This window comes from Zeaxanthinibacter enoshimensis (assembly GCF_004362865.1).
GTDB classification, from domain to species: domain Bacteria; phylum Bacteroidota; class Bacteroidia; order Flavobacteriales; family Flavobacteriaceae; genus Zeaxanthinibacter; species Zeaxanthinibacter enoshimensis.
Genome location: NZ_SNYI01000003.1, coordinates 254,245 through 280,618, shown reverse-complemented (window position 1 = coordinate 280,618; position 26,374 = coordinate 254,245). Strand labels below are relative to the sequence as shown.

Sequence of the window (26,374 nt, the reverse complement as noted above, 5' to 3'; positions counted from 1 at the left end):
CTTTAATAATTTAAAGAGCAACAATGAAAATACGTCTACTGCCTATCTTCCCTTTAATACTGATCCTGTTATTAGGCCCGGCAGCCTGCCGGGAAGCTGTTGCGGAACCGGCTGAAGGAACATTCCCGAAAATCGACCCGGATAACTACAACGTTGCCTTCCTGGTGATGGATGGGACTTATAATACCGAACTCACCGCTCCCTTCGATATATTTCAACATACCAAGTACCGGGAAGGGATCAGGCCCATGAATACTTTCCTGCTCGCCAATACCCGTAACCCCATAACTACTTTTGAAGGAATTCGACTCTTACCGGATTTTGATTACACCAAGGATGAGCTGCCCAGGATAGACATCCTGGTGATTCCCAGTGCGGAACATCACCTGGACTCTGACCTGAAAGACACTGTAATGCTGAATTTTGTTAGGCAGGTCGATAAAGAAGCGCAGTATATAACCTCGCACTGTGATGGTGCCTTTGTTCTCGCCGCGGCCGGGCTGCTGGACGATAAAGTGTCTACCACTTTCCCTTCGGATATAGACACCTACAGGGAAAAATTTCCCCAATTAGATGTAAGAGACAGTGTTTTATTTGTACATGACGGGAAATATATCACTTCCGCGGGTGGGGCCCGGAGTTTTGATGCCGCCCTGTACCTCTGCGAGAGGCTCTACGGTCCCGAGATCGCCCGCTCGCTTGCCGGGGGCCTGGTGATCGACTGGAACCTGAAAAAGGTACCCCACCTTATTCTTCAATGATCTCGTAACGGGCGTCCTTAAAGTATTCAGCAATGATACGGTTGAATTCCGGCGTGATCCTGAGCAAGGCTGTATGCTCTAAATTGTAAAGCACCTCTTTCTCACGGTAACCGGTCTTCAGCAGCTCTTCCAGGTAAAACAAGGCGGTCCCGTAATCATCCAGTTTCGCACTCTGGGAAATCACAGCAAGGTAATACTGCGGATCACCGGGTTCAGTGATCGTCTTCAGCATCTGCAATAAGAGTAAAGCCTCTTCATCTACATTTTCCTCCCTGCTTACGATCATGATATAATCTTCGATATACGCATTGATGTAACCCCGTAGTCTTGCCGCCATGTCCCTGGATTGATCGGAATCTTTCTGTTCCAGCTTATCCAGGGTCTCCATCTGGAATTTCCACCAGCCTAGGTTATTATAGTTGTAGGTGGCAATATCTTCTTCGAGGTAAAATTCATAATCTTCCCGCCTTAAGGTCTCCTGGAAGAAGGTGTTCTTCTCTTCCCTGCGCTGGGCACGGTACCGGGAATCCTTCTTCAGGCGCCTGGTCTCATCTTTAAGCGAATCCATTTCTATCAGTTTACCATACGCCTGTGTCAGGTCCTCCATTTGGCTGTAGGCATTCAGTAATTGGTTCTGTTGCAATTGCTGTCTTATCTCGATAAGCTGGTAGTCATAGCTCTGGCGCAGGAAAGATTCATCCCGCGGAATTATACCGTCTTCCATTGCCTGGACGGTCAACAGTTGGAAAGCTTTTTCCAGGTAAGGCTTTGGGGGCCATTCATTACCCCCGTCAAAGACATACAAGTGGTTAGGGAATTTCTTCCGGTCCAGTTCATCCATGGTCTTCCGGAGTGCCGGGTAATTAAAATCCCGTTTGCCAACGATTCCTATGAAATAAAATGGTTTTTTGTCATTGAGTACCTCCAAGGTGGGCAAAGCCGCTCCACATACTATTGTTCCGGCAAGTTTAGGCAGGAATACCGGAACCAGGGAAGCCAGCTGACCCCCTGTGCCAAATCCCCCGGTATACATCCTTTTGGGGTTTACGGGTAAAATGCCGGTCAATTGATCAATCATGCGGTTGGTGAGCAGTATATTCCGGGCGATAGCAATGCTGTCGTGCACGTTGTTAGATGCTGCGAGGATAAACCCCTCCTTTTCCGCTGCTTCCTGGAACATCCCGATGGCCTGCCTTCCCCTTCCTTCTTTTTCGAAGATGAACAGTACGGGCCATTGTTTCTCCATGGTGAAATCCCTTGGCAGGAAAACAGCCATAGACTCTGTACCTTCTGAGCCAACAGGAATAGAATCCGTAATGACCCCTTTCTTAATACTGGCGGTTTGACCCATACCGGGCTGAATGGACAAAAAAGCTAAAAGGAAGGTGAATAGTATGGTTTGCTTCATAAAATGCATTCATCAAAAATCCGGCCAAAATCCCGGACAGATATGCTGACCCGGGAAATTGCCGGGCTTTGCTATCCAATTTCTATAGAAAAGTACATAATAATTCAATAGCACTACAGTTCTGCGGGAAATTAAGGCAGCTGAACTTTCCAAAAATTTGCGCCGGTTTCGTTAACGAGCTTTTTTCAGGATGGGAGCTTGGGAAACGACATCCGATAAGATGATATGTGTCCGGGTTTCGCCGTACTGGATCAGTTTGTCGATAAATTTTTCAAGGTGAAACTGGTCTTTCAATACCACCTCCATGATAATATTTTCATTGCCGGTTATGCGGTAGCAATTGATGACCTCTTCCATAGATTTCACCATGTCCAGGAAAGGTTTCAGTTTTCCCATAAAGGCCCTCAGGGTAATGATCGCTTTTAATTGGTAACCCGCATGAATATGGGAGATCTTAGCCCGGTACCCTTCAACAATCCCAAGGTCTTCCATCTTCTTGATGCGTTCGGCTACGGCCGGGGGTGTCAGCCCTACTTTACGCCCGATACTGGCGAAAGATTCGCGCGAGTTCTCCTGCAAACATTGCAGTATTCCCCAGTTCAGGTCATCAATTCGTATATTCAAAACTTTTAGGTATAAAAAATCTTTAATTATATGTCTAAAATACAAATTCTCTTTTGATTGAAAAGATAATATTGCGATTTTGATGGTAATTTTAATATGCTAATTGCTCTGAAAAAAATGTCTTACAACAATTTACGATCCGTACCGGTTTACCGGAAAGCGCTGGAACTCTGCATTATGAGCAGGGAGCTGGCTTCTTATGTCTCGAATAAAGATCTTCTCCACCTATACCAGTCTAACAGTTTAAGGGATATTATGGCCGATGCGATCCTGACCGATGCCATCCTGATCCCACAGCAGATCGCCAGGGCAGAATCTTCCAATTCTCTTGCAGTGCGCAGGAAAAGCGCCCGCTTTATCAACATAATGACCCGCAATATACTTTCCTATTGCAACGGCCTGGAAAAGGACGGGGTGAAAGAAAAAGAATACCTGAACCTGTTACGGAAGGAGATCCGGAGTTTCCGGCGTTCCTTTAAAAAATGGAGAAAGTCTATTGGCCCTGCAGGCTCCAGCGGATCCTGGGGTTTCAATGACTACCTGTATTAAAAAATAGTATTATACCTGGAAAACAAAACCCAGCCGGTCTGTAATGAACAGTGGCTGGGTTTCTTATTTTTAAGCCCTGGATAATGAGCCGGAACTACATGTTCCTCCTGTACTGCCCCCCTACATTGAACAAGGCTTTGGTGATCTGGCCCAGGGAACAGAATTTGGTCGCTTCCATCAGCTGTTCAAAGATGTTCTCGTTGCGGACAGCTGTATCCTGTAACAGTCGTAACTGTTCTTCCGCAGAATCTTCGTACATCTTGTGAAGCTGTTCCTTGGTACTGATCTGCACCTTCTTTTCTTCTTCGGTCGCCCGGATCACCTCGGCGGGAAGGACTGTCGGAGACCCTTTGGAACTCAGGAAAGTATTTACGCCGATGATAGGGTATTCCCCTGAATGTTTCAGGGTTTCATAATGCAGGCTTTCCTCCTGGATCTTGGTTCTCTGGTACATGGTTTCCATGGCCCCGAGGACCCCTCCCCTCTCCGTTATACGGTCAAATTCTGCCAGCACTGCCTCTTCTACCAGGTCTGTCAGGGTCTCTATGATGAAAGATCCCTGTAATGGGTTTTCATTTTTGGCCAGTCCCAGCTCCTTGTTGATGATCAATTGGATAGCCATCGCCCTCCGCACAGATTCTTCTGTTGGGGTCGTGATAGCCTCATCATAGGCATTGGTGTGCAGGGAATTGCAGTTATCATAAATGGCATACAGGGCCTGTAGGGTGGTCCTGATATCATTAAAATCGATCTCCTGGGCATGGAGGCTTCTTCCCGAGGTCTGGATATGGTATTTTAACATCTGGGCACGGGGATCCGCCCCGTAGATATCGCGCATGGCCTTTGCCCAGATCCGCCTTGCCACACGGCCGATGACGGCGTATTCCGGGTCAATACCGTTGGAAAAGAAGAATGACAGGTTAGGCCCGAATTTATTGATGTCCATTCCCCTGCTTAGGTAATACTCTACGTAGGTGAGCCCGTTAGACAGGGTAAAGGCCAGCTGGGTGATCGGGTTGGCACCTGCTTCTGCGATATGGTATCCGGAAATGGAAACCGAATAGAAATTACGGACCTTATTCTGGATAAAGTATTCCTGCACATCCCCCATCAGGCGGATAGCAAACTCTGTTGAAAAGATACAAGTGTTCTGGGCCTGGTCTTCCTTGAGGATGTCAGCCTGTACGGTTCCCCTGACCTGTTGCAGGGTCTTCTCTTTCAGATCATTGTACACCTCGGCCGGCAGCACCTGGTCCCCGGTTACCCCGAGTAACATGAGTCCCAGACCGTTATGTTCTTCAGGGATCTTACCGTGGTATTTTGGTCTCAGGGATTCCCTTCCTTTATAGATCTCGGTGATCTTAGCCTCGACTTTTTCCTCCAGTCCTTTTTCCCTGATATATTTCTCACAATTCTGGTCGATGGCTGCATTCAGGAAGAATCCGAGCACCATCGGGGCGGGCCCGTTAATGGTCATACTCACCGAGGTCATCGGGTCGCTCAGGTCAAAGCCCGAATATAATTTCTTCGCATCGTCCAGGCAACAGATAGACACCCCAGCATTCCCGATCTTCCCGTAGATATCAGGCCTGTGGGCCGGGTCATTCCCATAGAGGGTAACCGAGTCAAAGGCTGTTGACAGTCGCTTGGCCGGCATATCCATACTCACATAGTGGAAACGCCGGTTGGTACGTTCCGGTCCCCCTTCCCCGGCAAACATCCGGGTAGGGTCTTCACCAGTGCGCTTAAAGGGATACAGCCCGGCAGTGTAAGGAAATTGCCCCGGGACATTTTCCTGCAGTGTCCATTTAAGGATATCACCCCATGCCTTATAGCCCGGGAGTGCCACTTTCGGGATCTGCAGCTGTGAAAGCGAAGTGGTATGGGTTTCTATCCTGATCTCTTTCCCCCTTACTTTGAATTTATATTCCGGGGCTTTGTATTTCTGTTGCAGGTCTTCCCAGCCACGGATACTTTCCCAGTGATGGGGATCCAGCTCTTTAAACGTCTTCTTAAATTCCTTTTCGAGCAGGTCTGCCAGTTCTTCCTTGTTCTTTGCAACATCCCCCTCATTCTGAATACCATGTTCACCCAAGGTGTAAGCATTATTGGTTGCTCCCTGCAAAGTGGTGTAGATGGCATATAATTTCTGGGCGACATCAGACTGGGAAACCGCTTTTTCATCGTAAGCCCTGATCCCTTCGGACACTTCGGAAAGGTATCGGGTACGTGCAGGCGGGATCACGAACATCTTTTCCGCCATTTCGTGTTCAGCCCTGAATTTAGAATCGAGTTCTGCCCCGGTTTTATCTTTTACCGCCGCGATGATGGCCTGATAGAGGCGGTTCATCCCCGGGTCGTTGAACTGGGAAGCAACAGTTCCGTAAATAGGAAGGTCTTCCTGGTCCACATCCCAGAGGTTGTGGTTGCGCATATACTGTTTCTTGACATCGCGTAGGGCATCCTGTGCTCCCCGCTTATCAAATTTGTTGATAGCAACCAGGTCTGCAAAATCGAGCATATCAATTTTCTCAAGCTGGGTGGCCGCACCAAATTCGGGCGTCATCACGTAGAGGGAAAGATCACTGTGTTCCACGATCTCCGTATCGGACTGCCCTATCCCGGATGTTTCCAGGATGATCAGGTCAAAATCGGCCGCCTTCAGCACATCAATGGCTTCCTGTATATGTTTGGACAGGGCCAGGTTAGACTGCCGGGTGGCCAACGAACGCATATACACCCGCTCGTCACTGATGGCATTCATACGGATCCGGTCTCCCAGTAATGCCCCGCCTGTCTTTCTTTTGGAGGGGTCAACCGATATGATGCCCAGGGTCTTCCCTGGAAAATCTGCAAGGAAACGGCGTACCAGTTCATCGACAAGGCTGGATTTTCCTGCACCCCCTGTACCTGTAATTCCTAGCACCGGGATGGTCTTATCCCCTGTCTTCACTTTCGCAAATTCTTTTTCAAAATCAGCCGGGCGGTTTTCAGCGAGACTGATCAACCGGGCCAGGGTCCCCGGTTCTTTTTCTTTAAGTAGCTCCGGGAGAGACGCTTCTCCATTAAGCTCCAGGGGTGGAGTAGCATAGTCACTCTGCTGCACCAGGTCGTTGATCATTCCCTGCAGGCCCATGGTTCGGCCGTCATCGGGAGAATAGATACGGGTGATCCCGTACTCCATCAATTCTTCGATCTCCTTGGGCAGGATAACTCCGCCACCACCACCGAAGATCTTGATGTGTCCTGCACCCTTTTCCTTGAGCAGGTCGTGCATATATTTGAAATACTCGTTATGTCCACCCTGGTAAGAGGTCATCGCGATAGCATGGGCGTCTTCCTGTATGGCGCAATCGACCACTTCGGCCACCGATCGGTCATGGCCCAGGTGGATCACTTCCACACCGGTAGATTGGATGATCCTGCGCATGATATTGATAGCGGCATCGTGCCCGTCAAACAGTGACGCAGCAGTAACGATTCTTACTTTATTCTTGGGGGTATAAACCTTGGGTTGTTCCATCTCTAATGAATAGGCATTTTAAGACCTGCAATTTACGGAAAACGCAAAAATTATAATGATATCTTTAGAATATTATAAAAATGAAGTTTTACCCGGGCTACGCAGCCTAAAGTTCTAATTTTATTGAGATTAAAGACCAGACTTTGAAAGCCACACTACTCATCAACTGCCCGGACCAGTCCGGCATCATCAGTTCTGTCACCAGCCTTGTACATAAAGAGGGAGGAAATATCACATACCTGGACCAGCACGTAGATATGCAGGCCGGCGTTTTCTTTATGCGACTGGAAACGGATTTTAACGGCAGGGATAATTTTAACCGGGATGAGTTTGAATCCAGGGTTGCCTCGGAGCTTGCTCATCCATATAATATGGCCTGGAATATACACTGGACGGGAAGCAAACCCAGGATGGCACTCTTTGTCTCCAAATACAACCACTGTCTCTATGACCTGCTGAGCAGGTACCACGCAGGGGAGCTGGCGGTAGAACTACCTTTTATACTGAGTAACCACCCGGACCTGCAGACCATAGCCGATCAGTTCTCTGTACCTTTCTTCCACGTTCCCGTCCAAAAGGGTAAAAAAGAAAAGGCTGAAGAAGAGCAATTAAGATTATTAAAAGAACATAAGGTGGATTTTATCGTACTGGCCCGGTACATGCAGATCGTCTCCCCCAGGCTTATCGATGAGTACCCGCACAGGATCATCAACATCCACCATTCTTTCCTTCCTGCCTTTGCAGGCGCTAAGCCCTATCACGCCGCATTTGAAAGAGGCGTTAAGATCATAGGGGCTACCAGTCACTACGTCACCGAAGAACTGGATGCCGGGCCTATCATTGCCCAGGACGTGATCCCCGTCACCCATGCGCACACCGTAAGTGATTTCATCACAAAAGGAAGAGACCTGGAAAAACTGGTCCTCTCCAGGGCGGTTCAGCTACATGTCGCCCGTAAAACCATGGTTTACAATAACAAAACCGTTATCTTCTCATAGGTGGAAGCCCCGGCTGGCAGTGCTACGATTTTTTTTGCTATTTTAAACCTTGCTAACACATTTCCTATGCTCCGTAAATTGGTAATGATCTGTTTTTTGGTAATCCTTTCTTCTTGCGCTGAACTGCAAGGCGTGGTGAACCAGTTACCCGGGGGTGGATTGAGCGATGAACAGATAGCGGCCGGATTACAGCAGGCCTTGCAACAGGGCATAGACCAACAGGTCAGCAAACTGGCACTGGAAGATGGGTTTTATAAGAACGAACTGGTAAAGATCCTTTTGCCAGAAGAATTGCAGAAGGTTGACAGAACTTTAAGGGATATCGGCCTGGGACACCTGGCGGATGAAGGATTAGTATTATTAAACCGGGCAGCTGAAGATGCGGTAAGCGAGGCAACCCCCGTCTTTATAGAAGCCGTAAAAGGAATCACCTTCCAGGATGCAAGGAATATCCTGCTGGGCGATGATAGGGCTGCCACCCAGTACCTGACGACTGCAACCAATGATGCCCTGTACACTAAATTTGAGCCAGTGATCAATTCTTCCCTGAAGAAAGTAAGGGCGGATGAAGTCTGGGAGCGGTTGATCACAAGATATAATTCATTGCCATTGACGCAGGATGTGAACCCCGACCTGACCGACTATGTAACGAAGGAGGCATTGAACGGGGTATACACCATGATCGCTGTTGAGGAAAAAGAAATCAGGAATAAAATATCAGCAAGGACCACCGAATTATTAAGAAAAGTCTTTGCCTTGCAGGACAAGAGTTAAACCTATGATCAGAATCGCTGTTTTGGGGCCCATCCCCAGGGATACCATTTATACACATAACCAGGAAATCATCAATAAATACGGTTGTGTATCACATCCCGTCATCGCTTTATCCAAGCTTTTGGGAGAAGACGGTGAGGTGATCCCGGTCTCCCACGTTCACAAAAAGGATCACCGGGCGATCTCGGAACTGTTTGCGCCCTATAAGAACATAAGGCAGGATCATATCTCGTCGGTTGATGATAAGGGAACGGTAATAGAACTTCGCTTCCTTGACCAGAATAACCGCGTAGAGAAGCAGACCGCCTGTATGAAACCGATCAGACCCGAAGACATCAAAGGGCTGGAGCAGGTGGATGTATTCGTTTTTGTGCCCATTACCGATTTCGAGATCTCCCTCAGCACCTTAAGGGCCATACAGGAAAATTACAAGGGCCTGATCGTCTTTGACGCTCATGGCCCGACCACAACCATGGGGATGACGGGCGACCGGTACCGGAAATTCTGGGTAGATATGGATGAGTGGCTGCCTTATATCGATATCCTAAAAATGAACCTCGAGGAATCCCAGGCCTGCTGGTTTAAGAATGAATACGATGCAAAGGAGATGAGCAGCTATGACGAAGAAAAAACGGATCACCTGGACGATATGGCCGAGCACGTTCTTGAGGGAGGTGTAAAATACTTTTATGTGACCCTGGATGCCAGGGGTTGCGTGGTGTACTTCAGGGAAAATGGAAAGACCAGGAAAGAATTCATCAAATCGATCTACATGGAAAACGTGGTTGACACTACCGGTTGCGGGGATTCTTTTGCGGGCGGACTCGCCTACGGCTTTTCCAAGTACAATGACCCCTTTAAAGCGGCACAGTATGCGAATGCACTCGGGGCTCTCCGTACCCAGGGAAAGTCCTTTGATGTCTTTAAGGACAAAGAAGGAACAGACCGGCTCATCAGTGAGCATTATTCCTGATCTATACTGCTTCCTGCCTTCATCCGGATATAGTCCGAAATAAAGACAGAAGTCCAGTTATGTATTTTATTTCCAACAGGTTACAATAATTCAAAAATATTTGCGTTCTAGCAATATCAGCATAAACAACCTGCTTATATAGTGTTGAACTAGCTGGTACCGGCTTTGGGAAAAACCGGGAACCATAATTATTTGAGTTAGTATTTTTGAGTTAGTTAGTTTGAAAAAACCGGTAGGAGTACCGGTTTTTTTAATGGGATAATTTCACCGAAATATCCTATTCATCAGTTCCTGACTTCTTTTGCCTGTACAGGCCATCAAAGATCACCGCGGTTACCTCTTCATTTTGTAATAGTTCCCAGAGCTGGCGTACACTGCCATCGGGGTTAGCTGTCCAGCTGATCCGGTTCACGTACAGCTTCCCGTCCTGCCGTCGGAATGGCGCAGAGGAGAGTATCATCCCGTTCTGAACCGGGTTCCCGCTGAGATCAAGGTGGTTCCCGGAATTATCAACCCATAACTGTTTCCATTGTCCTTTTGCCTTGTCGTAGTAATTCAGACTGGTACCCGTAAAAGTGCCATTAGCACTCTGCCACTCTTCGCGCAACGCACAGCCATCTTCTACCCTGGTAATGGTATTGGTCCCTGCCAAAGTACCATCCTTATTAGTCACCTCCCAGCTTCCTATCCAGAAATCAAAAGCCTGGTAGACTGCAGAACAGCATGGACAATCCTTTTCCTGTGCCTTTAGAGGCAAAATGAAGATGAGAACTAAAAACCATGGTATGAACCGGGTCATTAGGATAGCAGTTTAGATCCTTAAAAATTGCGGGATTTGTATAAAGATAGGGTTTCTCTGAATTATCGAAATGTAAATTTTTTGTCAATTCATTGAAAGCTAAGTGGTCCATACGTTAAAAAATAGACAAATCACCGATAAATTAGTTGAATCCTATAATTGTGTAACATCCAAATGGTACTTACAGACGTATCTTTGTATAAGAAGAAAAAAATTAAGAATCTATGGAAAATAAATATTGCAGGGTTGGAACGATCACACCGAACGTCAATGGCCGCCAGGCGGTCTCCCTTTTAGAGTATCAATACCAGAATTTAATGGATAAGGCCAACCAGTTGAAAGAACTCAATGACCAGTTGGGTGATTTCTTTGAGGCTAAGGCTATGCAGATCAAAAAGATTTTGGAAACCCTGGTACCGTAATATTACAATATATGGAACCTATCTTATAGGAGCTCCTTGGCCATCTGGTCGCGGAGCTCTTTTGCTTTTGCAGCGGCTGCTTCCGCGAAATCGGTTCCCTCAGAAGCATAAATGATCGCCCTGGTCGAATTCACCAGTAAGCCCACTTCCTCGGTCATTCCATACTTACACACCTCCTGCAGACTTCCTCCCTGGGCTCCTACCCCGGGCACCAGAAGAAAACTCCCGGGAACTATTTTCCTGATATCCTGTAAGTATTCGGCCTTCGTTGCCCCTACCACGTACATCAGTCTTTCTGAATGCTCATAGGCACTTGCAGTTTCGAGGACCCTTTCATACAAGGCTTTCCCCTCATAAGCTGTTGTCTGGAAATCAAAAGCCCCCTGGTTTGAAGTCAGTGCCAGCAGTATGGCATGTTTTCCAGGGAACTGCAGGAACGGTTCAACCGAATCGCGCCCCATATAAGGTGCCACGGTCACAGAATCGAAGTTCAGCTGCTCAAAAAAAGCCTTTGCATAACGCGTAGCTGTATTCCCGATATCCCCTCTCTTGGCATCCGCGATAGTAAAGATATCCGGGTGATGTTCATTAAGGTATTCTATGGTCTTCTCAAGGGCCTTCCAACCGGCAAGGCCATAAGCTTCGTAGAACGCGATATTAGGCTTATAGGCCACACAATATTCATGGGTGGCATCTATGATTGCCTTATTAAAACTGAATAGCGGATCCTCTTCCTGTTTCAGGTGCCCGGGGATCTTGTCCAGGTCTGTGTCCAGTCCTATACAAAGGAACGATCGTTTTTTACGGATCTGTTCGGTCAGTTCTCGGTTGGTCATAGATTTAAAAGATCTCGGAAGCTTCTTTAAGTTTTTCGGTGTTTTCTACGAAACGGAGTTCATCGATCAGTTTCTGTATATCCCCGTTGATGATATTCTGAAGATCATACAAGGTTAAGCCTATCCTGTGGTCGGTTACCCTTCCCTGGGGATAGTTGTAGGTCCGGATCTTTGCAGACCTGTCCCCGCTGCTTACCTGCGAATTACGTTTCGCAGCATCCTCTTCCTGTTTCTTGGCCAGTTCCATATCATACAGCCGGGAACGCAGTACTTTAAAAGCTTTATCCTTGTTCTTGTGCTGGGATTTTTCATCCTGGCACTGGGCCACAAGACCTGTAGGAACGTGGGTCAGACGAACAGCAGAATACGTAGTGTTCACCGATTGTCCCCCGGGTCCGGACGAACAGAAATAATCTATACGCACATCTTTGGGATCTATCTGCACATCAAACTCCTCGGCTTCCGGTAAGACCATCACCGTGGCGGCGCTGGTGTGCACCCGTCCCTGGGTTTCGGTCTGGGGTACCCGTTGCACCCGGTGGACGCCTGCTTCGAATTTCAGGGTACCGTAAACCTCTTCCCCGGTTATCTCGAAATGTATTTCTTTATAGCCACCGCTGGTGCCCTCGCTCAGGTCGATGATATTGGTCTTCCATCCACGCGATTCGCAGTATTTTGCGTACATGCGGTAGAGGTCGCCGGCAAAGATACTGGCTTCATCTCCCCCGGTCCCGGCACGGATCTCCATCACGACATCCTTAGCATCTTCCGGGTCTTTCGGGATCAACAGTAATTTTATTTCCTCTTCAAGGCCGGGCAGGGCTTCCTTGGCCTCCTCCATCTGCATCTTCGCCATTTCCACCATCTCGGGGTCAGAGCCGTCTTTGATGATCTCTTCGGCTTCCTTGATATTATTGGTAAGTTCTATGTAACTGTCCCGTTTCTCAACAAGGATCTTAAGGTCCTTATATTCTTTGGTCAGCGAGACATAACGTTTCTGGTCCGATATCACATCGGGCTGGATTATAAGGTCTGAAACCTCATCAAAACGCTGTTTTACTATATTGAGTTTTTCTAGCATCTACTGTTCTGCATTATGCTGCGAATTTACGATTTTAACACGGATTATGGATGTTTCGCAGAAATGAAATTTATTGCTGGCGAGACAGCATCCCGGTACTGTAAAAGGCCCGGCCTTCTTCATCCAGGAAGATGGCCTCGGTTCCCGGCAGCTCATTGACAAGCTCCAGTCCTTTAATCGGTCCAAGTACAAATAGGGCGGTGGAAAGGGCATCCGCAAAAGCAGCATCCTTATGGAAAACGGTGACCTTGGCAAGACCACGGACCGGTTGCCCGTTACGCGGATCGATGATGTCTTTCAGCTTCTCCCCGTTTACCCAGAGGTAACGCTCCTGGGTGCCGGTAATTGCCACGGACGATTCCACCAGGGGGATCCAGTTTTTCAGGCTTCCATTGGCAAGGGGATCCTCTATCCCGATCAGCCATTTTTCTCCTGTAGCCCGGGTACCCCAGGTAGTGATATCCCCTGCGGCATTGATCATCCCTGCCGGGACACCTTTTTCTTTAAGCAGGGCTTTTGCCCTGTCCGCTGCATAGCCTTTGCCAATGGCACCAAACCCGATCTTCATCTCCGGTAGGGGTAAGAAAACCGAGTAAGTATCCGGGTCAAGAACGATCTTCCTGAAACCCGTATTGGAAACAGCTTCCCCTATCTCGTAGGCAGCCGGGAGGTAATTCTGTGACTGGTTAAAATCCCAGACCTTATTCATCGAGGCATGGGTAATATCAAAGGCACCCTGGGTGAGTTCGGCCAGGGACTGGCAGTACAGGATCAGCTCAAATAACTCCTTATCCACGACAACCGGCTGAATGCCGGCATTGCTGTTTATAAGGGTTGTCTGTGAATCCTCTTTCCAGGAAGAAATCAGGGCTTCTATCCTGCTGATCTCGTCCACAGCCTCCTCTATATTGATCAGGGCAATAGATTCATCTTCGGCCAGGACGGTGATCTCGAAATTGCTGCCCATCAGGCTGACGTTCCGTGTCAGTGACAACAGTTCTTCCTGCTGGCCATAGGCCTGCAATCCGGGTAGGATGAATAAGAAGAATAATAAAATCCGGGGCACGGGGACGATTTTAGACCGGATAATTTTCCGGCATGAAGGACAAATATAAAATAAAGTGGATTACTTATTCAAAAACCCGTAAGATATTGCCTTCCAGGGAGGTTCTGAAAATTTTAAGCGGGTTGTTGGTGATGGAATTGAGGGGATTTCCCTGCTGGTCAAATTCGGACCCATGGGTAAAACAGTGAAATATACCGCCATTCTCCGGAAGGAAACGTACCTGGTCTGTTTGCTGATGGCTGCAGATCTGGCTGGCCGCAATAAAATTGCCCTGCAGGTTTTTGACCACTACCACTTCGTTCTTCAGGATAAAGTCGCCATTGTTCTGCAGGCCTGCACCTTCCTGGGAGTTGAGATCAATAGTGAAGTCGATCCCGCTTGGCACTCCGGTTCCGTCCTCGTCCTTGGAGCATCCCTGCACACATGGGAAAATAAGGGCAAAGGCTGCTCCTGCACCCAGTGATCTCAGAAATTCTTTACGTTCCATAGCAATTGTTTATAAAGTAAAAGCCCCTTCTTATTGCAGAACGGGGCTATTTCCAAAATCGTACACCGTTGAACGAAAAGCTACTCGTAGGTAAAATTGCCGTATTCGCTGCGGATACTGAGTTTTTTGACCGGGGAGCTTTCAACCCGACCGATGACCTGGGCAGCCACCCCAAACTTTTGGGAGATAACCATCAGTTCATCAGCAACTTGGGGGTTTACGTATAATTCCATCCGGTGGCCACAGTTGAATACCTGGTACATCTCTTTCCAATCCGTTCCGGATTGTTCCTGTATCAGCTTAAACAGCGGTGGTACCGGGAACATATTGTCTTTTACGATATGCAGGTTATCTATAAAATGCAGGATCTTGGTCTGGGCACCACCGCTGCAATGGATCATCCCGTGGATATCGCGCTGGTCAAAGCGGTCCAGTATATTTTTGATGATGGGTGCATAGGTACGGGTGGGCGATAGCACCAGTTTCCCGGCGTCCAGCGGAGAACCCTCCACTTTATCGGTCAGTCCGACCTTCCCGGAGTAGACCAGGTCTTCCGGGACAGCGGGGTCGTAGCTTTCCGGGTATTTTTCGGCCAGGGATTTTGTAAATACATCGTGGCGGGCAGAAGTAAGCCCGTTACTGCCCATCCCCCCGTTATATTCAGATTCGTAGCTCGCCTGCCCGTAGGATTCCAGCCCGATAATAACATCTCCGGCTTTAATATTCGCATTATCGATCACCCGGCTGCGCGGCATGCGGGCGGTGACGGTTGAGTCCACAATAATGGTACGCACCAGGTCACCCACATCGGCGGTCTCGCCCCCGGTGAGGTGTATCTTTACCCCGTGTTCCTCCAGTTCAGCGACCAGTTCCTCGGTCCCCTGGATGATCGCGGAGATCACTTCGCCCGGTACCAGGTGTTTGTTCCGCCCTATAGTGGAAGACATCATGATGTTATCGGTAGCCCCAACACAGAGCAGGTCGTCCAGGTTCATCACCAGGGCATCCTGTGCTATCCCTTTCCAGACAGAGAGGTCGCCGGTCTCTTTCCAGTACATATAGGCCAGGGAGGATTTGGTCCCGGCCCCATCGGCATGCATCACCAGGCAGTGCCCGGGATCACCGGTAAGGTGGTCGGCCACGATCTTGCAGAAAGCTTTAGGGAATAATCCTTTATCAATGTTTTTGATGGCATTGTGCACATCTTCCTTGGAGGCAGATACCCCGCGTTGGTTATAGCGTTGACTGGCAGACGAGTCCATGTAGCATAGTTTTTGGCAAAAATAGCCCAAATGAAAGAAGCTGTGCAACAAAGGAGGAATTAATTCCAACTTCCCGGTGCACAGCTCCTTTATTACTTAAATTAATTTAATGCCAGTCCGGCATATAAGCTTCTGAAAATAATAATCCTTCATCGTTCTGACCATCAAGATTTACTCTTAAAACAGATGGTATAGCATTATTGGTATTATTAGACCGGCTAAATATGATGGAGCCCTCTGATGGCGAAAAGCGACCGTCGTAATCGTTCTGGCCGGTTGCCACTCCTGTCTCCACTTGTGTAACTATAGCTGTGGAGGTATAATAAATAAAGATTCTACTTGAGAATAAGCGGTAAACGGAATTCTCAGCACCCGAGGTATCAAGGTTGTAGAGGATCTTATCCCCGTTGGCCGAGATATCTATACTGCCAGCTCCTCCCGTCACATTTTCCAGCACTACAGTTTCTTCTGAACCCGTAGACAAACGGTAGGTGAAGATCCGCACATTGTAACCACTCAGGTCGTTCGTCTTCAGAAGCAGCAAGTCCTGGTCCAGTTCAGCTACATCCACCTCGGAGATCAGGGAGCCATCCGGGGTCTGGTAAACCATGACACTACCTCCCCCATCAGGATTTACGCGGTACAACTTATCAAAGTTTGGATAATAAATAGCACCCCCGTTAGCCGCCCAGCTGAAATCGACCGCGCTTTGCCGAAATCCTGCGACTGGTATTGTACTGGTCAGTTGTCTGACATTACTTCCGTCGGGATCCATTGTAAAAAGGTGAGTTTCTGCTCCAACGGTGCGCAGAAATGCCACTTTGTCCGTATCATTATTCTTCCTTGGCCGATAGCTGTTACTTTGAAGGCTGCTTATCCGGATCACATTCTGGTCGCCTTCCGTACCATCTCCCCCTGAAAAAATTACATTTTTCCCATCTATGTTACGTACAAATAGGTAACTATTGGCACTTGTACCTTGTACTCTGAAGCTACTGATCTCACTCTGTACGGGTGTTGTGACGTCATCCGTAGCCGTCACCTGCCAAAAATAAACCTTACCAATTGCAAGGTCTTTCACAGTTATTGTTGTATCCTGTACTCTTTCAAATATGGTTATTTCATTAGTTTCACCATTTCTTAATTGGAGAGTATACAAGATATCATCATCATCATTCTTTGAGGAAGACCATATAAATGTCACATCTGGTTTTACCCCCTCTGCTTCATCGATCGGAGCTAATAGTACAGGTGATTTTGGTGAAAGATTCCTGGCTTTAAGAGAATCCAGTTCAAATACCACCTGCGATATCTTTCCTTCCAGAATATTTGCAGGTTCAAAAGCAGTTTCGTATTCGTCCAATTCTGCTTGCACCGAATAATCACCTATTTGAATATCCGATATTGTAAATTCACCTTGATTGTCGGTAAACACTGTAGTAGACACGGGATTGGTTGTGATCTTAACATTACCCAGGGGCATGTTATCTCCATTTATAACCACTTTCCCTTTTAGCGTACCAAAAGCATTCTCACCTAGTGTTTCTTCATCACAGGATGTGAAGAATGCAAACACCGAAAGAATGACCCCTGCTATTTTTAAAGATCTATTCATAATCCTTTATATTTTCTAAGATTTTCAATTTTTCCGGCTTCCAAAGCTGTAGTGGAGGCCTAAGCCAAAATTATAATAGTAATCATCCCGTTTACCATTTATTACTTCATCTATTGCATCAGATAAAGTGATATTGTTCTCTGCAAAAAGCGCTAGATCCATACGCGGACCAACTTTTACTTTGACCCCTAAACCATATTGAAATTTTATAGCCGTGGTATTCTCTGCAAGTGAAGGTTCGGTAGTGTGCAGGTCAAAGATGCCCCCTACACCCCCATATACATATGGCGAAATATGATCATACGGTAAGAATGTATAATCAAGGTTCAGTTCTCCGCTCATATACTCCTTAGAAAATCTGTTCCCTCCTTCAAAATATAAATAGCTACCACTCAGTACCAAGCTCCAATGAGGTTTAAATCGATATTGATAGCCTACAATACCACCACCTGCGAATTTCTTATTACCAAAATCGCCATTGAATAAGGTAGCGATCCCGGAAACCTGAAAAGTATTGGTTAAAAGCTCTGAACGCTGCTTACGACCATACAACAATGTAGATTCCTCGTCCTGCCGCACTTTTTGGTAAGCAGCTACTAATTTACTATCGTCTTCCTCGCCTCCGGCAGTTTTCCAAAGCCCATCTTCAACACCCTCAACAATTAAAGAGTGAACAGCGGTTTCAATCGCGTCTTTCATAGCTAATTGTACCGGCTCATTTTTTGTAAACCCTGTTTCTACCTCAAGGAGGCGTTGAAAACTTACATAACGAAAAAGACTCGCATCGACAGCCTGAGAGAGTACAGTTTTGGAAACATACACTGTTTTCAGGATTTTCCCATTAGAGGTAGAAACTGCCCTGAGGTATATGGTTAAACGATCTTGCCGGTACTGCGCTGCACCACCTACTCCAAAATACCGAGCTCCTGCCCCCCCTGTGAGAATATTGGAATCATAGGAAACCACCCCGCCTTCTAAGAGGACTCCTGCAAACAATAGTGGAGGCAGAATGGTAGAAGCCTGAGGATCATTGCGGCTGAACTCCTCGCGAGTAGATCGTATTATATTTCTTTCGTTCAATAAATGAGACAGGTTTTCCCGTTCGATGGGTGTGAACCATTTTGAATCCTCAAGGGCTTTAATCAGCATGGTAGTGGCTCCCTGCGAGACTGCAGTGCTGAATGTACTTCCATTCTCTACAGATTTATATTGACCGGTCTGATCCTTAAAATTATAAACCCCTACAATGACCGGTTTCTCAGGTAATGGCAAGGAATCCAGAACTTTAGTTTTAGGAGTAATTTCCCCTATTCGCGCCGGGGTAGTGGTCACCGGCTGGTTAAAATAGGCACCACATGACAAAAAGGAAACGGTAACGCTTCCTAGCAGGAGCATTGCAATAAATTTTTTCATAAAGTTCTAGTTGGGGACGATGATCTGGGTTTGCTCACCGGTATTGGTGTCCAGTATATTGATTACGAGACCTTCTCCGGTTTCAAATATTTCTAGCAACAAACTGCCTACATTAAAAACTCCTTCCTGCAGGCCTTCTCCGAACTCAGCGTTAAAAACATCACGAGTTAATTGGCCCAATAATTGGCGATTCAGACTTCGCTGAAAGTCCTCTAATTCACTCCTTTCTTGCCTCCCGGAGGATGCATCTTCAAAGGAATTCTGGGCATTAGCGGAACTCAACAGCCATTGATAATTGAAGGTATTTCCTCCAAAATTAGGATTTACCGGGGTGTATACCAATTGCTGGCAAAAGATTGAAGAACTAAATAAAAAGAGCAATAAAATTATGAATTTCTTCATAGGTCAGTATCGTTTTTGTTGGTTTTCATATCTTTCTAGCTGCGCAAAATACCTTCTCACTCGGGCCACCGAATTTTCGGCAAGTTGCTGTAAGTAATCACTCCTCGGGTTTACGACGAATTTTGCTATTAGTTGTTCTTCTACAAGAATTTTTATCTGAGTGTTTCCACCGATTGCCAATTCTTCGTCTACCCTTACTATTTTAGGGCCATTTATATTATTAGCAGTATAAAGGGAATAAAACATTTTATAGAAATCCCGGCCTGGTTTGGTCTTGGTATTTTCCAACACCATACCCCGGAGCATAGCAGCTTCCGGATTCTCTTTTTTAACAACAGTTTCGAGATCACGAACCACCATGGGAACCATATTGTCTTCCCCCTCCCGGCCATTAATAACTACCCGATCTTTGGCAATCACTCTCTCATCTTCCAAGATTAATAACAGGATAATGATGCGCTGGTCTTCTTCCACATTGATGGATTGCTGCGCCAGGATCTTTTGTTCCTCGGGTTCTAATATAAAATACCCTTCGGAATTCATTTTTGCTTCGGATTGTGCTTCGGAAGCTTTTTTAAAAACGGTAAGTTGGTATTTAAGGCTTTTACTGAATTCTGCTTTATTGAGTACTGTGGCAGTAACATCAATTAACTCGCCCCGGGATTCTATCACAGCTTTGGCCTCTACTTCTTCATTCAAAGCTTCTTGGGCCAGGAGTGAAGAGCAACATAAGACTATGAACAGAAATTGGGGATATAATAGCCTCATAAATATTGTTTAATTGAAATTTCTAATGATCAGACCTGTTACCCCACCGTTCATCTGGATACTCATCTGGTCCGAGAGTGAATTTCTTCCATGTATAATCAAATTATTTTTTTCGCCGTTCTGAACTACGGATCGCCTGATTGTTGCATTATCGTTCTTCCGTGCATATTCCAGTAAAAAATTATTATCACCATTTTGAAGAACATTGTAATTGATAGTGCCCGCCGTAAGATCAAGGTTGATACGATTATACATACCATTCTGAATAAGTTCAACCTGGCTGTTTTGAGCATTTATCATAGTATAACTTTCATTACCAGCCCCTACCTGGATAATTTCCACGCTATTGACTTCCTGTTGCTGTGGCAGTTCCAATACGCTTCTTAACCTTTCCGAACTGTAAATTGCCTGAGTAGCCGCATGGTTGGCGCCATTGATCTGCCCGTAAGAATAAATTGGATAGAGCGTAACACAGCAAAATATAATTTTAAAAATGTATTTCATCGTGGTCATATTATGGGCCCTGAGGCAAGACTAGGCCTATAAGCTTAGTTTATTGCAAATTAGGCTATTTATAATGCAATTCTCTGACATATTCTAGGTATTCGTTATGGACATACAAAACACCGTTCACAAACAAATAAAGTACTGTGTAAAATTTTGTTATAAAACATCTATTGGCAGGCCGTAAGACCCGCCAATAGTGCTTTCATCTTTTTTTAATTACCTTGAGTTACAATAATATTTTGATCTAACCCAGATTGAGTCACCCAGCTATCATGTGAGTCCCCTGTCTGGTTAACCGTTGCATCATGCAATCCATCTCCGCTTTGGAAAATATAGCTTTCCTGATAAGAACCAAATTGATTGACCGTCGCATTATCAGTAGCCAAGGAGTTCTGATCCACGCAACTGTGCTGGTCCAATCCATCCTGATTTACCGTAGCTGTTGCGTCAATCCCTGATTGAGTAACTTCAGAAGTACTAATATCCGAAACACGTTGAGTTACAGTTGCTGTGTTCAAGTCGCCATCCTGAGTTATTGTACTGATATTACTATCATCAAATTGATCAACATAAGCAGTATTTCCATCCCCGGATTGATCTATGTCGCTGTTGTTAGTAGTACCTTCTTGATAGACGTCAGCTAAATTGCCATCTCCCGATTGCCCTATGGTACTAGTATTATTGATACCGGGCTGATAATCTTGGTTAACTATGGCTGTATTATTATCGCCGGACTGGGTAATCCAGCTGTCGTTACTCCACCAACCCTGATAAACATCTGCACTATTACCATCTCCGGATTGAGTTACATAACTATTATTTTGCCAATCATACTGATAAACTTCAGTAAGATTCCCATTGCCCGATTGAAGTACATCACTGTGATTATCCCAACTGACTTCCGGTGCGTAAGGGGTTACATTGGCAACATTCTGATCTACAATTGCTATGTTTCCATCACCGCTTTGGGTAATATAACTGGTCATATCTGTAAATCCCTGGCCTACCGTGGCCGAGTTGCCATTCCCGGTTACATCGACCATGGAAAAGTTATCAGCTGTGTTTTGGGTTACAGACACGTCATTATTATCACCGTTGGTAATATCAATGTCACTTTCAAGGTTGGTACCCGACTGATCTACCATGATTGGAAGGTTATCCGTACCGGTTACATCCAGGTTGCTCAGGTTATTCAGTCCCGCCTGGCTTACAGTTGCGGAATTCCCGCTACCGTTCATAGTCGCATTACTCGTATTTTGAGCACTTGTAAAGCCCACTGCGAATAACGCCATTAATGATATATATATATTTTTCATTTTCGTTTGTTTTATGAAAACCAGGATCTAATTTTAAATTAGATCCCATTTTTTCCAAGGATTAGTTAGATTGTGTAACAATAATGGACTGGCCATACCCACCTTGTGATACCGAACTGAATTGATTATTTCCAGTCTGAGTGACCGTAGCAGAATGTCCTCCATCATCAAATTGGTTTACTAAACTAATATGAGAATTCCCATTTTGATTCACGTCGGCAAAATTCCCATTACCGTTTTGATGCAGGTCGCTATAATTATTATCTCCTCCCTGCCATACGTAAGCAGATGAATTAGTTCCCACTGACCACAAATGGCTATAATGATCATTTCCAGTCTGCGTTACACTACCATAATTACTGGAACCAAATGAGTCAACCCAGCTTTCATTCTGGACACCATCTTGGTATACATCAATGTGGTTATTATCACCCCCCTGGGTTAAATATGAATCATGATCATCATTCATTTGTGTTACATGACTAATATTTGTATCACCACTTTGGTTAACTACGCTGTTCTGATTCGTTCCAAATTGTTGCACATGTGTAATACCATTAATTCCATGTACATCTACATCCGAAACATGACCACTACCATCTTGGTAAACGATAGTTAAATTACCATCACCATCAACATAGATATCACTGATATTAAGAGAACCCATTTGATCAATATCTACCGTATTTCCGGATGCAAGATCAATCAATAAAGTACTTAAATTGTTTGACCCAGTTTGGTCAACGGTAGCCGAATTAGGACCACCGGTCATGGTCGCGTTACTAGTGTTGGACTGCCCCATGGCAACAACTCCGATTAGTAGCGCCGCAGCGCTTAACATCACTTTTTTCATAATAGATATAGTTTAAAGGTTAATATACTTAACTAAAAAGCGGGGGAGCTTTGGATGGGTTGGGTCCCGGATCCCGGGCATTATCGAACGACGACATATAACTAGCAGACCTATCGGTCATATAGGACACTATAGCCAAAGTAGCAGGGTCCGGAGGGTTGGGTGAACTCCGGGCATAAGTAGGACTGTTCTATAAAAAGAAGATTGCGTGGGGCGCAAAAATTGATTAATAATTAATGCCAATAATTGTACGGCGCTTTTTTATTAACGATGCTGAAGTTGAGAAAAAAATTGTAACAGCGTAGATTTTTTATCAATATTTTGATAAATGGTCAGGTTTGACCGATAAAATACACTAATGTTAAATTTTTTAATATCGCTGTGGTATTTTTAATAATTTACGGTGCCAATGCATAATCGTCAATAACTTTATTGATTTTTAGAATTTCTCGTAAAATAAAAAGCCCCTACAGGAGGGGCTTGAGTGTTATTTTCTATGTAGCATTAACCCTACACTAACGCGTAAACAATAACTCACGGTACTTCGCCAGTGACCATGATTTATCCTCTATGATGCGCTCCAGGCGATCCGAGTGGTACCTGATATCGTCAAAATACCCACGAACCGTATTGCAGTAAGCATCTGCCTTCTTATGGATATCTTCCATGGTATTGGCACGCCTCCTGGCATCGGTCATGGCATCGGTGTGCTTCTTCAGCTCCGCAATATGCTCACCGATCTTTTCGATGATCTCCAGCTGCCCCTCGGAGACCTTCTTATGGGCCGCCCCGTAGATCTCTTTCAATCCGGTCACGTTGCGGATCAGTTTGTTCTGATATTCCACGGCAGAAGGGATGATGTTGTTATACACCAACTCGGTGAACACCCTGCCTTCTATCTGGATCTGGAAGATATAGGTCTCCAGTTCTACCTCGTGCCTGGCACGAACCTCGGTCTCGCTCATCACCCCGATCTCGTCAAAGAGGTCCAGGGTTTCCTTGCGGGTCAGTACCTCCAGGGCAGCAGGAGTGGTCTTGTTATTGCTCAGCTTGCGGCGCTCGGCTTCCTTTTCCCACTCGTCACTGTAACCGTCTCCATCAAAACGGATCCGTTTGGACGATTTGATGTATTCACGGAGTACATTAAAGATGGCTTCATCCTTCTTCAGTTTTTTCTTCTTGATCAGAGAATCCACTTCCTTCTTGAACAGGCGTAATTGCTTGGCCATGATCATATTAAGGATGGTCATCGGCTTGGCACAGCTGCTCTTGGAACCAACCCCCCGCATCTCGAACTTATTCCCTGTAAAGGCAAAAGGTGAGGTACGGTTCCGATCCGTATTATCCAACAATACATCCGGGATCTTCCCTACCACGTTCAGTTTCAGTTCTGTCTTTTCCTCAGGGGATAGCTTGCCTTGCGATACACCTTCCAGTTCATCTAACACTGCACTTAGTTGTGTCCCTATAAATATAGAAAGGATTGCCGGGGGTGCTTCATTGGCGCCGAGGCGATGGTCATTACTTGCAGAAGCAATGGATGACCTCAGCAATTCCTCGTAGGAGTCGACCGCCTTAATGGTATTGACAAAGAAGGTCAAAAACTGCAGGTTCTTCATAGGGGTGGTACCCGGGCTGAGCAGGTTGGTCCCGGTATCCGTAGCCAGGGACCAGTTGTTATGCTTCCCGGAACCATTGATTCCGGCGAAAGGTTTTTCATGGAACAACACTTTGAAATTGTGCCGGTCTGCAACTTTATCCATCACATCCATTAATAAAAGGTTGTGATCCACAGCCAGGTTGGCCTCCTCGAACACCGGGGCCAGCTCAAACTGGTTCGGCGCTACTTCGTTATGCCTTGTCTTTACCGGGATTCCCAGTTTCATACATTCCAGCTCCAGGGATTTCATGAATTCCAGCGCCCGCTTCGGGATCACTCCAAAGTAATGATCATCCAGCTGCTGTCCTTTGGCCGCCAGGTGTCCTACCAGCGTACGGCCGGTAAGTAACAGGTCGGGTCGTGAATTGGCCAGGGCTTTGTCAACCAGGAAATATTCCTGCTCCCAACCCAGGGTAGCGGTTACCTTGCTGACGTTCTTATCAAAATATTTAGCGACTGCAGTAGCAGCTTCATCCACAGCACTCAGCGCTCTTAATAAAGGTGCCTTATTATCGAGGGCTTCCCCGGTATAAGCGACAAATATGGTGGGTATACAAAGGGTATCCCCGTACAGGAAGGCAGGAGAAGTAGGATCCCAGGCGGTATACCCCCTGGCCTCGAAAGTGTTCCTGATCCCCCCGGAAGGGAAACTGGAAGCATCCGGTTCCTGTTGTACCAGCTGGCCCCCACCGAATTTTTCAAGTGCTCTCCCGTCGTAATCCATATCAAAGAAAGCGTCGTGCTTCTCTGCGGTGGCGCCGGTCAAAGGCTGGAACCAGTGGGTATAATGTGTAGCTCCCATACTGATCGCCCAGGATTTCATTCCTTCGGCTACCTGGTCGGCCATTTTACGGTCTATCTTATTCCCGGAGTTCATTGCTCCTTTTACACTTTCAAACGCCTCCTTGGTAAGGAACTGGCGCATACGGCTTTCGTTAAAGACGTGTGACCCGAAAAATTCGGATCGGCGTCCTTCGTGCCGATCTGCGATCTTTTCCCGGTTATAACTTTCCTGTATGGCTTCGTATCTGATTTTAGACATTTAGTTTAGTTTAAAGATTTTGATTCCAGCTAAATTAAGCATTTCCAATTTTAAAGGGGCAAAATTTAATTATTCATAATACACCCCCTCAAAAAGGGGGGTGTTGATAATTATGTCGATGTTTTTGATATTTACCCCTATAATTTGCAAAGGTGTACAAATAAAAAATATATTTTTGACCCATCATGAAATTTAATTGATGGTATTATGAGCAAAGCAAAACTAGAGTACATTTGGCTGGACGGGTACACGCCCACCCAAGAGTTACGAAGCAAGACAAAAGTGATTGACGGATTTGACGGCAAACTGGAAAGCTGCCCGATGTGGTCCTTTGACGGAAGTTCTACCCTGCAAGCAGAAGGAGGTTCTTCAGACTGCCTGCTGAAACCGGTTGCGATCTACCCGGATCCTGAAAAGAACAACGGGTGGCTGGTAATGACCGAGGTACTGAACGCAGACGGAACTCCGCATGCTTCTAACCACCGTGCAAAGATCGATGATGATGATAATGATTTCTGGTTCGGCTTTGAACAGGAATACTTTTTAATGGATACCGAAACCGATCTACCCCTTGGATTTCCAAGAGGTGGGTTTCCAGGACCTCAGGGGCAGTACTACTGTTCTGTAGGAGGCCGTTATACCTGGGGGCGCGACTTTGTAGAGGAGCACCTGGATATTTGCCTGGAAGCGGGATTGAACATTGAAGGGATCAACCAGGAGGTTGCCCCGGGACAATGGGAATTCCAGAATTTCGCCAAAGGAGGAAAGAAAGCCGGTGATGAACTGTGGGTAGCCCGCTACCTGCTGAACAGGCTTACAGAAAAATACGGTTACTATATAGAACTGCACCCGAAACCTGTAAAAGGTGACTGGAACGGAAGTGGAATGCATGCCAACTTCTCTAACTCGACCCTGCGTACCGCGGGCAGTAAAGATGTTTACGAAGCGATCTGCGAGGCATTCCGACCTACTGCAAAAGACCATATCAAGGTTTATGGTGCACATAATGATCAGCGACTGACCGGTGCGCACGAGACGCAGTCGATCAACGAGTTCTCTTACGGGGTCTCTGACCGTGGTGCATCTATCCGAATTCCGATTGCCACCGTGGAAAGCGGTTGGAAAGGATGGCTGGAAGACAGGAGGCCTGCTTCTAACGCCAATCCGTACGAAGTTGCAGGACGAATCATTAAGACTGTAAAATCGGCCAAAGTAGAGGCTGTTGCCAATTAATT

General features: G+C 46.3%; 24 protein-coding genes. 7 read left to right on the top strand and 17 right to left on the bottom strand.

Annotated elements, in window-relative coordinates:
- Positions 1-23: 23 nt before the first annotated feature.
- The gene (locus CLV82_RS12900; RefSeq protein WP_133644762.1) at positions 24-761 is read left to right on the top strand and encodes a DJ-1/PfpI family protein; all 738 of its coding nucleotides are present in this window, start codon (positions 24-26) and stop codon (positions 759-761) included.
- On the opposite strand, the gene CLV82_RS12895 is transcribed toward CLV82_RS12900, so the two are convergent.
- Positions 748-2,169, bottom strand: coding sequence for an alpha/beta hydrolase (locus tag CLV82_RS12895; RefSeq protein WP_133644761.1), 1,422 nt, complete (start codon positions 2,167-2,169; stop codon positions 748-750). The genes CLV82_RS12900 and CLV82_RS12895 overlap by 14 nt on opposite strands.
- 171 nt (positions 2,170-2,340) lie before the next feature.
- On the bottom strand, positions 2,341-2,793 hold the full coding sequence (locus CLV82_RS12890) for an Lrp/AsnC family transcriptional regulator (protein WP_133644760.1): 453 nt from the start codon (positions 2,791-2,793) through the stop codon (positions 2,341-2,343).
- A 117-nt stretch (positions 2,794-2,910) separates the two neighbouring features.
- Here CLV82_RS12890 and CLV82_RS12885 point away from each other — a divergent pair, with 117 nt between their 5' ends.
- Entirely contained in the window at positions 2,911-3,342 is a 432-nt protein-coding gene (locus tag CLV82_RS12885; protein WP_133644759.1) for a hypothetical protein, read from the top strand.
- Between the two features lie 94 nt (positions 3,343-3,436).
- Here CLV82_RS12885 and CLV82_RS12880 read toward each other — a convergent pair whose 3' ends face one another.
- A complete protein-coding gene (locus CLV82_RS12880; RefSeq protein ID WP_133644758.1) occupies positions 3,437-6,865 on the bottom strand; it encodes a methylmalonyl-CoA mutase family protein in 3,429 nt (1,142 codons plus the stop codon).
- 143 nt (positions 6,866-7,008) lie between these two features.
- On the opposite strand from CLV82_RS12880, the gene purU reads away from it, so the two are divergent.
- The 3 genes from purU (at position 7,009) to CLV82_RS12865 (ending at position 9,610) form a co-directional block, all read left to right on the top strand.
- Positions 7,009-7,863 (top strand): formyltetrahydrofolate deformylase, encoded by an 855-nt coding sequence (gene purU, locus CLV82_RS12875; protein ID WP_133644757.1) that lies wholly within the window; start codon positions 7,009-7,011, stop codon positions 7,861-7,863.
- Between the two features lie 66 nt (positions 7,864-7,929).
- Positions 7,930-8,637, top strand: a complete 708-nt coding sequence (locus CLV82_RS12870; RefSeq protein WP_133644756.1) for a DUF4197 domain-containing protein — start codon at positions 7,930-7,932, stop codon at positions 8,635-8,637.
- Positions 8,638-8,641: 4 nt separating this feature from the next.
- A complete protein-coding gene (locus CLV82_RS12865) occupies positions 8,642-9,610 on the top strand; it encodes a carbohydrate kinase family protein (protein ID WP_133644755.1) in 969 nt (322 codons plus the stop codon).
- A 277-nt stretch (positions 9,611-9,887) separates the two neighbouring features.
- Here CLV82_RS12865 and CLV82_RS12860 read toward each other — a convergent pair whose 3' ends face one another.
- Positions 9,888-10,409, bottom strand: a complete 522-nt coding sequence (locus tag CLV82_RS12860; RefSeq protein ID WP_133644754.1) for a hypothetical protein — start codon at positions 10,407-10,409, stop codon at positions 9,888-9,890.
- 224 nt (positions 10,410-10,633) lie between these two features.
- On the opposite strand from CLV82_RS12860, the gene CLV82_RS12855 reads away from it, so the two are divergent.
- Positions 10,634-10,831 (top strand): hypothetical protein, encoded by a 198-nt coding sequence (locus CLV82_RS12855; protein ID WP_133644753.1) that lies wholly within the window; start codon positions 10,634-10,636, stop codon positions 10,829-10,831.
- A 23-nt stretch (positions 10,832-10,854) separates the two neighbouring features.
- On the opposite strand, the gene pyrF is transcribed toward CLV82_RS12855, so the two are convergent.
- The 13 genes from pyrF to CLV82_RS12790 form a co-directional block, all read right to left on the bottom strand.
- A complete protein-coding gene (gene pyrF / locus CLV82_RS12850; protein WP_133644752.1) occupies positions 10,855-11,667 on the bottom strand; it encodes an orotidine-5'-phosphate decarboxylase in 813 nt (270 codons plus the stop codon).
- Between the two features lie 4 nt (positions 11,668-11,671).
- A complete protein-coding gene (gene prfA / locus CLV82_RS12845; protein WP_133644751.1) occupies positions 11,672-12,748 on the bottom strand; it encodes a peptide chain release factor 1 in 1,077 nt (358 codons plus the stop codon).
- Positions 12,749-12,818: 70 nt separating this feature from the next.
- Positions 12,819-13,814 carry an FAD:protein FMN transferase gene (locus CLV82_RS12840; protein WP_243744216.1) on the bottom strand — a complete coding sequence of 332 codons (996 nt, stop codon included), beginning with the start codon at positions 13,812-13,814 and terminating at the stop codon, positions 12,819-12,821.
- Between the two features lie 64 nt (positions 13,815-13,878).
- On the bottom strand, positions 13,879-14,301 hold the full coding sequence (locus CLV82_RS12835) for a QcrA and Rieske domain-containing protein (protein ID WP_133644750.1): 423 nt from the start codon (positions 14,299-14,301) through the stop codon (positions 13,879-13,881).
- An 80-nt stretch (positions 14,302-14,381) separates the two neighbouring features.
- Entirely contained in the window at positions 14,382-15,563 is a 1,182-nt protein-coding gene (locus CLV82_RS12830) for an AIR synthase related protein (protein ID WP_133644749.1), read from the bottom strand.
- Between the two features lie 106 nt (positions 15,564-15,669).
- Positions 15,670-17,178, bottom strand: coding sequence for a carboxypeptidase regulatory-like domain-containing protein (locus tag CLV82_RS12825; protein WP_133644748.1), 1,509 nt, complete (start codon positions 17,176-17,178; stop codon positions 15,670-15,672).
- A 24-nt stretch (positions 17,179-17,202) separates the two neighbouring features.
- Positions 17,203-18,591, bottom strand: coding sequence for a CsgG/HfaB family protein (locus tag CLV82_RS12820; RefSeq protein ID WP_133644747.1), 1,389 nt, complete (start codon positions 18,589-18,591; stop codon positions 17,203-17,205).
- 6 nt (positions 18,592-18,597) lie between these two features.
- On the bottom strand, positions 18,598-18,993 hold the full coding sequence (locus tag CLV82_RS12815; RefSeq protein WP_133644746.1) for a curli production assembly/transport component CsgF: 396 nt from the start codon (positions 18,991-18,993) through the stop codon (positions 18,598-18,600).
- Between the two features lie 3 nt (positions 18,994-18,996).
- A complete protein-coding gene (locus CLV82_RS12810; protein ID WP_133644745.1) occupies positions 18,997-19,761 on the bottom strand; it encodes a CsgE family curli-type amyloid fiber assembly protein in 765 nt (254 codons plus the stop codon).
- A 9-nt stretch (positions 19,762-19,770) separates the two neighbouring features.
- Positions 19,771-20,265, bottom strand: a complete 495-nt coding sequence (locus CLV82_RS12805) for a hypothetical protein (RefSeq protein WP_133644744.1) — start codon at positions 20,263-20,265, stop codon at positions 19,771-19,773.
- A 215-nt stretch (positions 20,266-20,480) separates the two neighbouring features.
- On the bottom strand, positions 20,481-21,584 hold the full coding sequence (locus tag CLV82_RS12800; protein WP_133644743.1) for a hypothetical protein: 1,104 nt from the start codon (positions 21,582-21,584) through the stop codon (positions 20,481-20,483).
- Between the two features lie 61 nt (positions 21,585-21,645).
- Positions 21,646-22,437, bottom strand: a complete 792-nt coding sequence (locus CLV82_RS12795) for a hypothetical protein (RefSeq protein WP_133644742.1) — start codon at positions 22,435-22,437, stop codon at positions 21,646-21,648.
- 515 nt (positions 22,438-22,952) lie between these two features.
- Positions 22,953-25,139: a glutamine synthetase III family protein gene (locus CLV82_RS12790; protein ID WP_133644741.1), complete on the bottom strand. Its 2,187-nt coding sequence runs from the start codon at positions 25,137-25,139 to the stop codon at positions 22,953-22,955.
- Positions 25,140-25,346: 207 nt separating this feature from the next.
- Between CLV82_RS12790 and CLV82_RS12785 the strand changes: the two genes are divergently transcribed.
- Complete coding sequence (locus tag CLV82_RS12785; RefSeq protein WP_133644740.1) at positions 25,347-26,372, top strand: glutamine synthetase beta-grasp domain-containing protein; 1,026 nt, start codon at positions 25,347-25,349, stop codon at positions 26,370-26,372.
- Positions 26,373-26,374 lie beyond the last annotated feature (2 nt).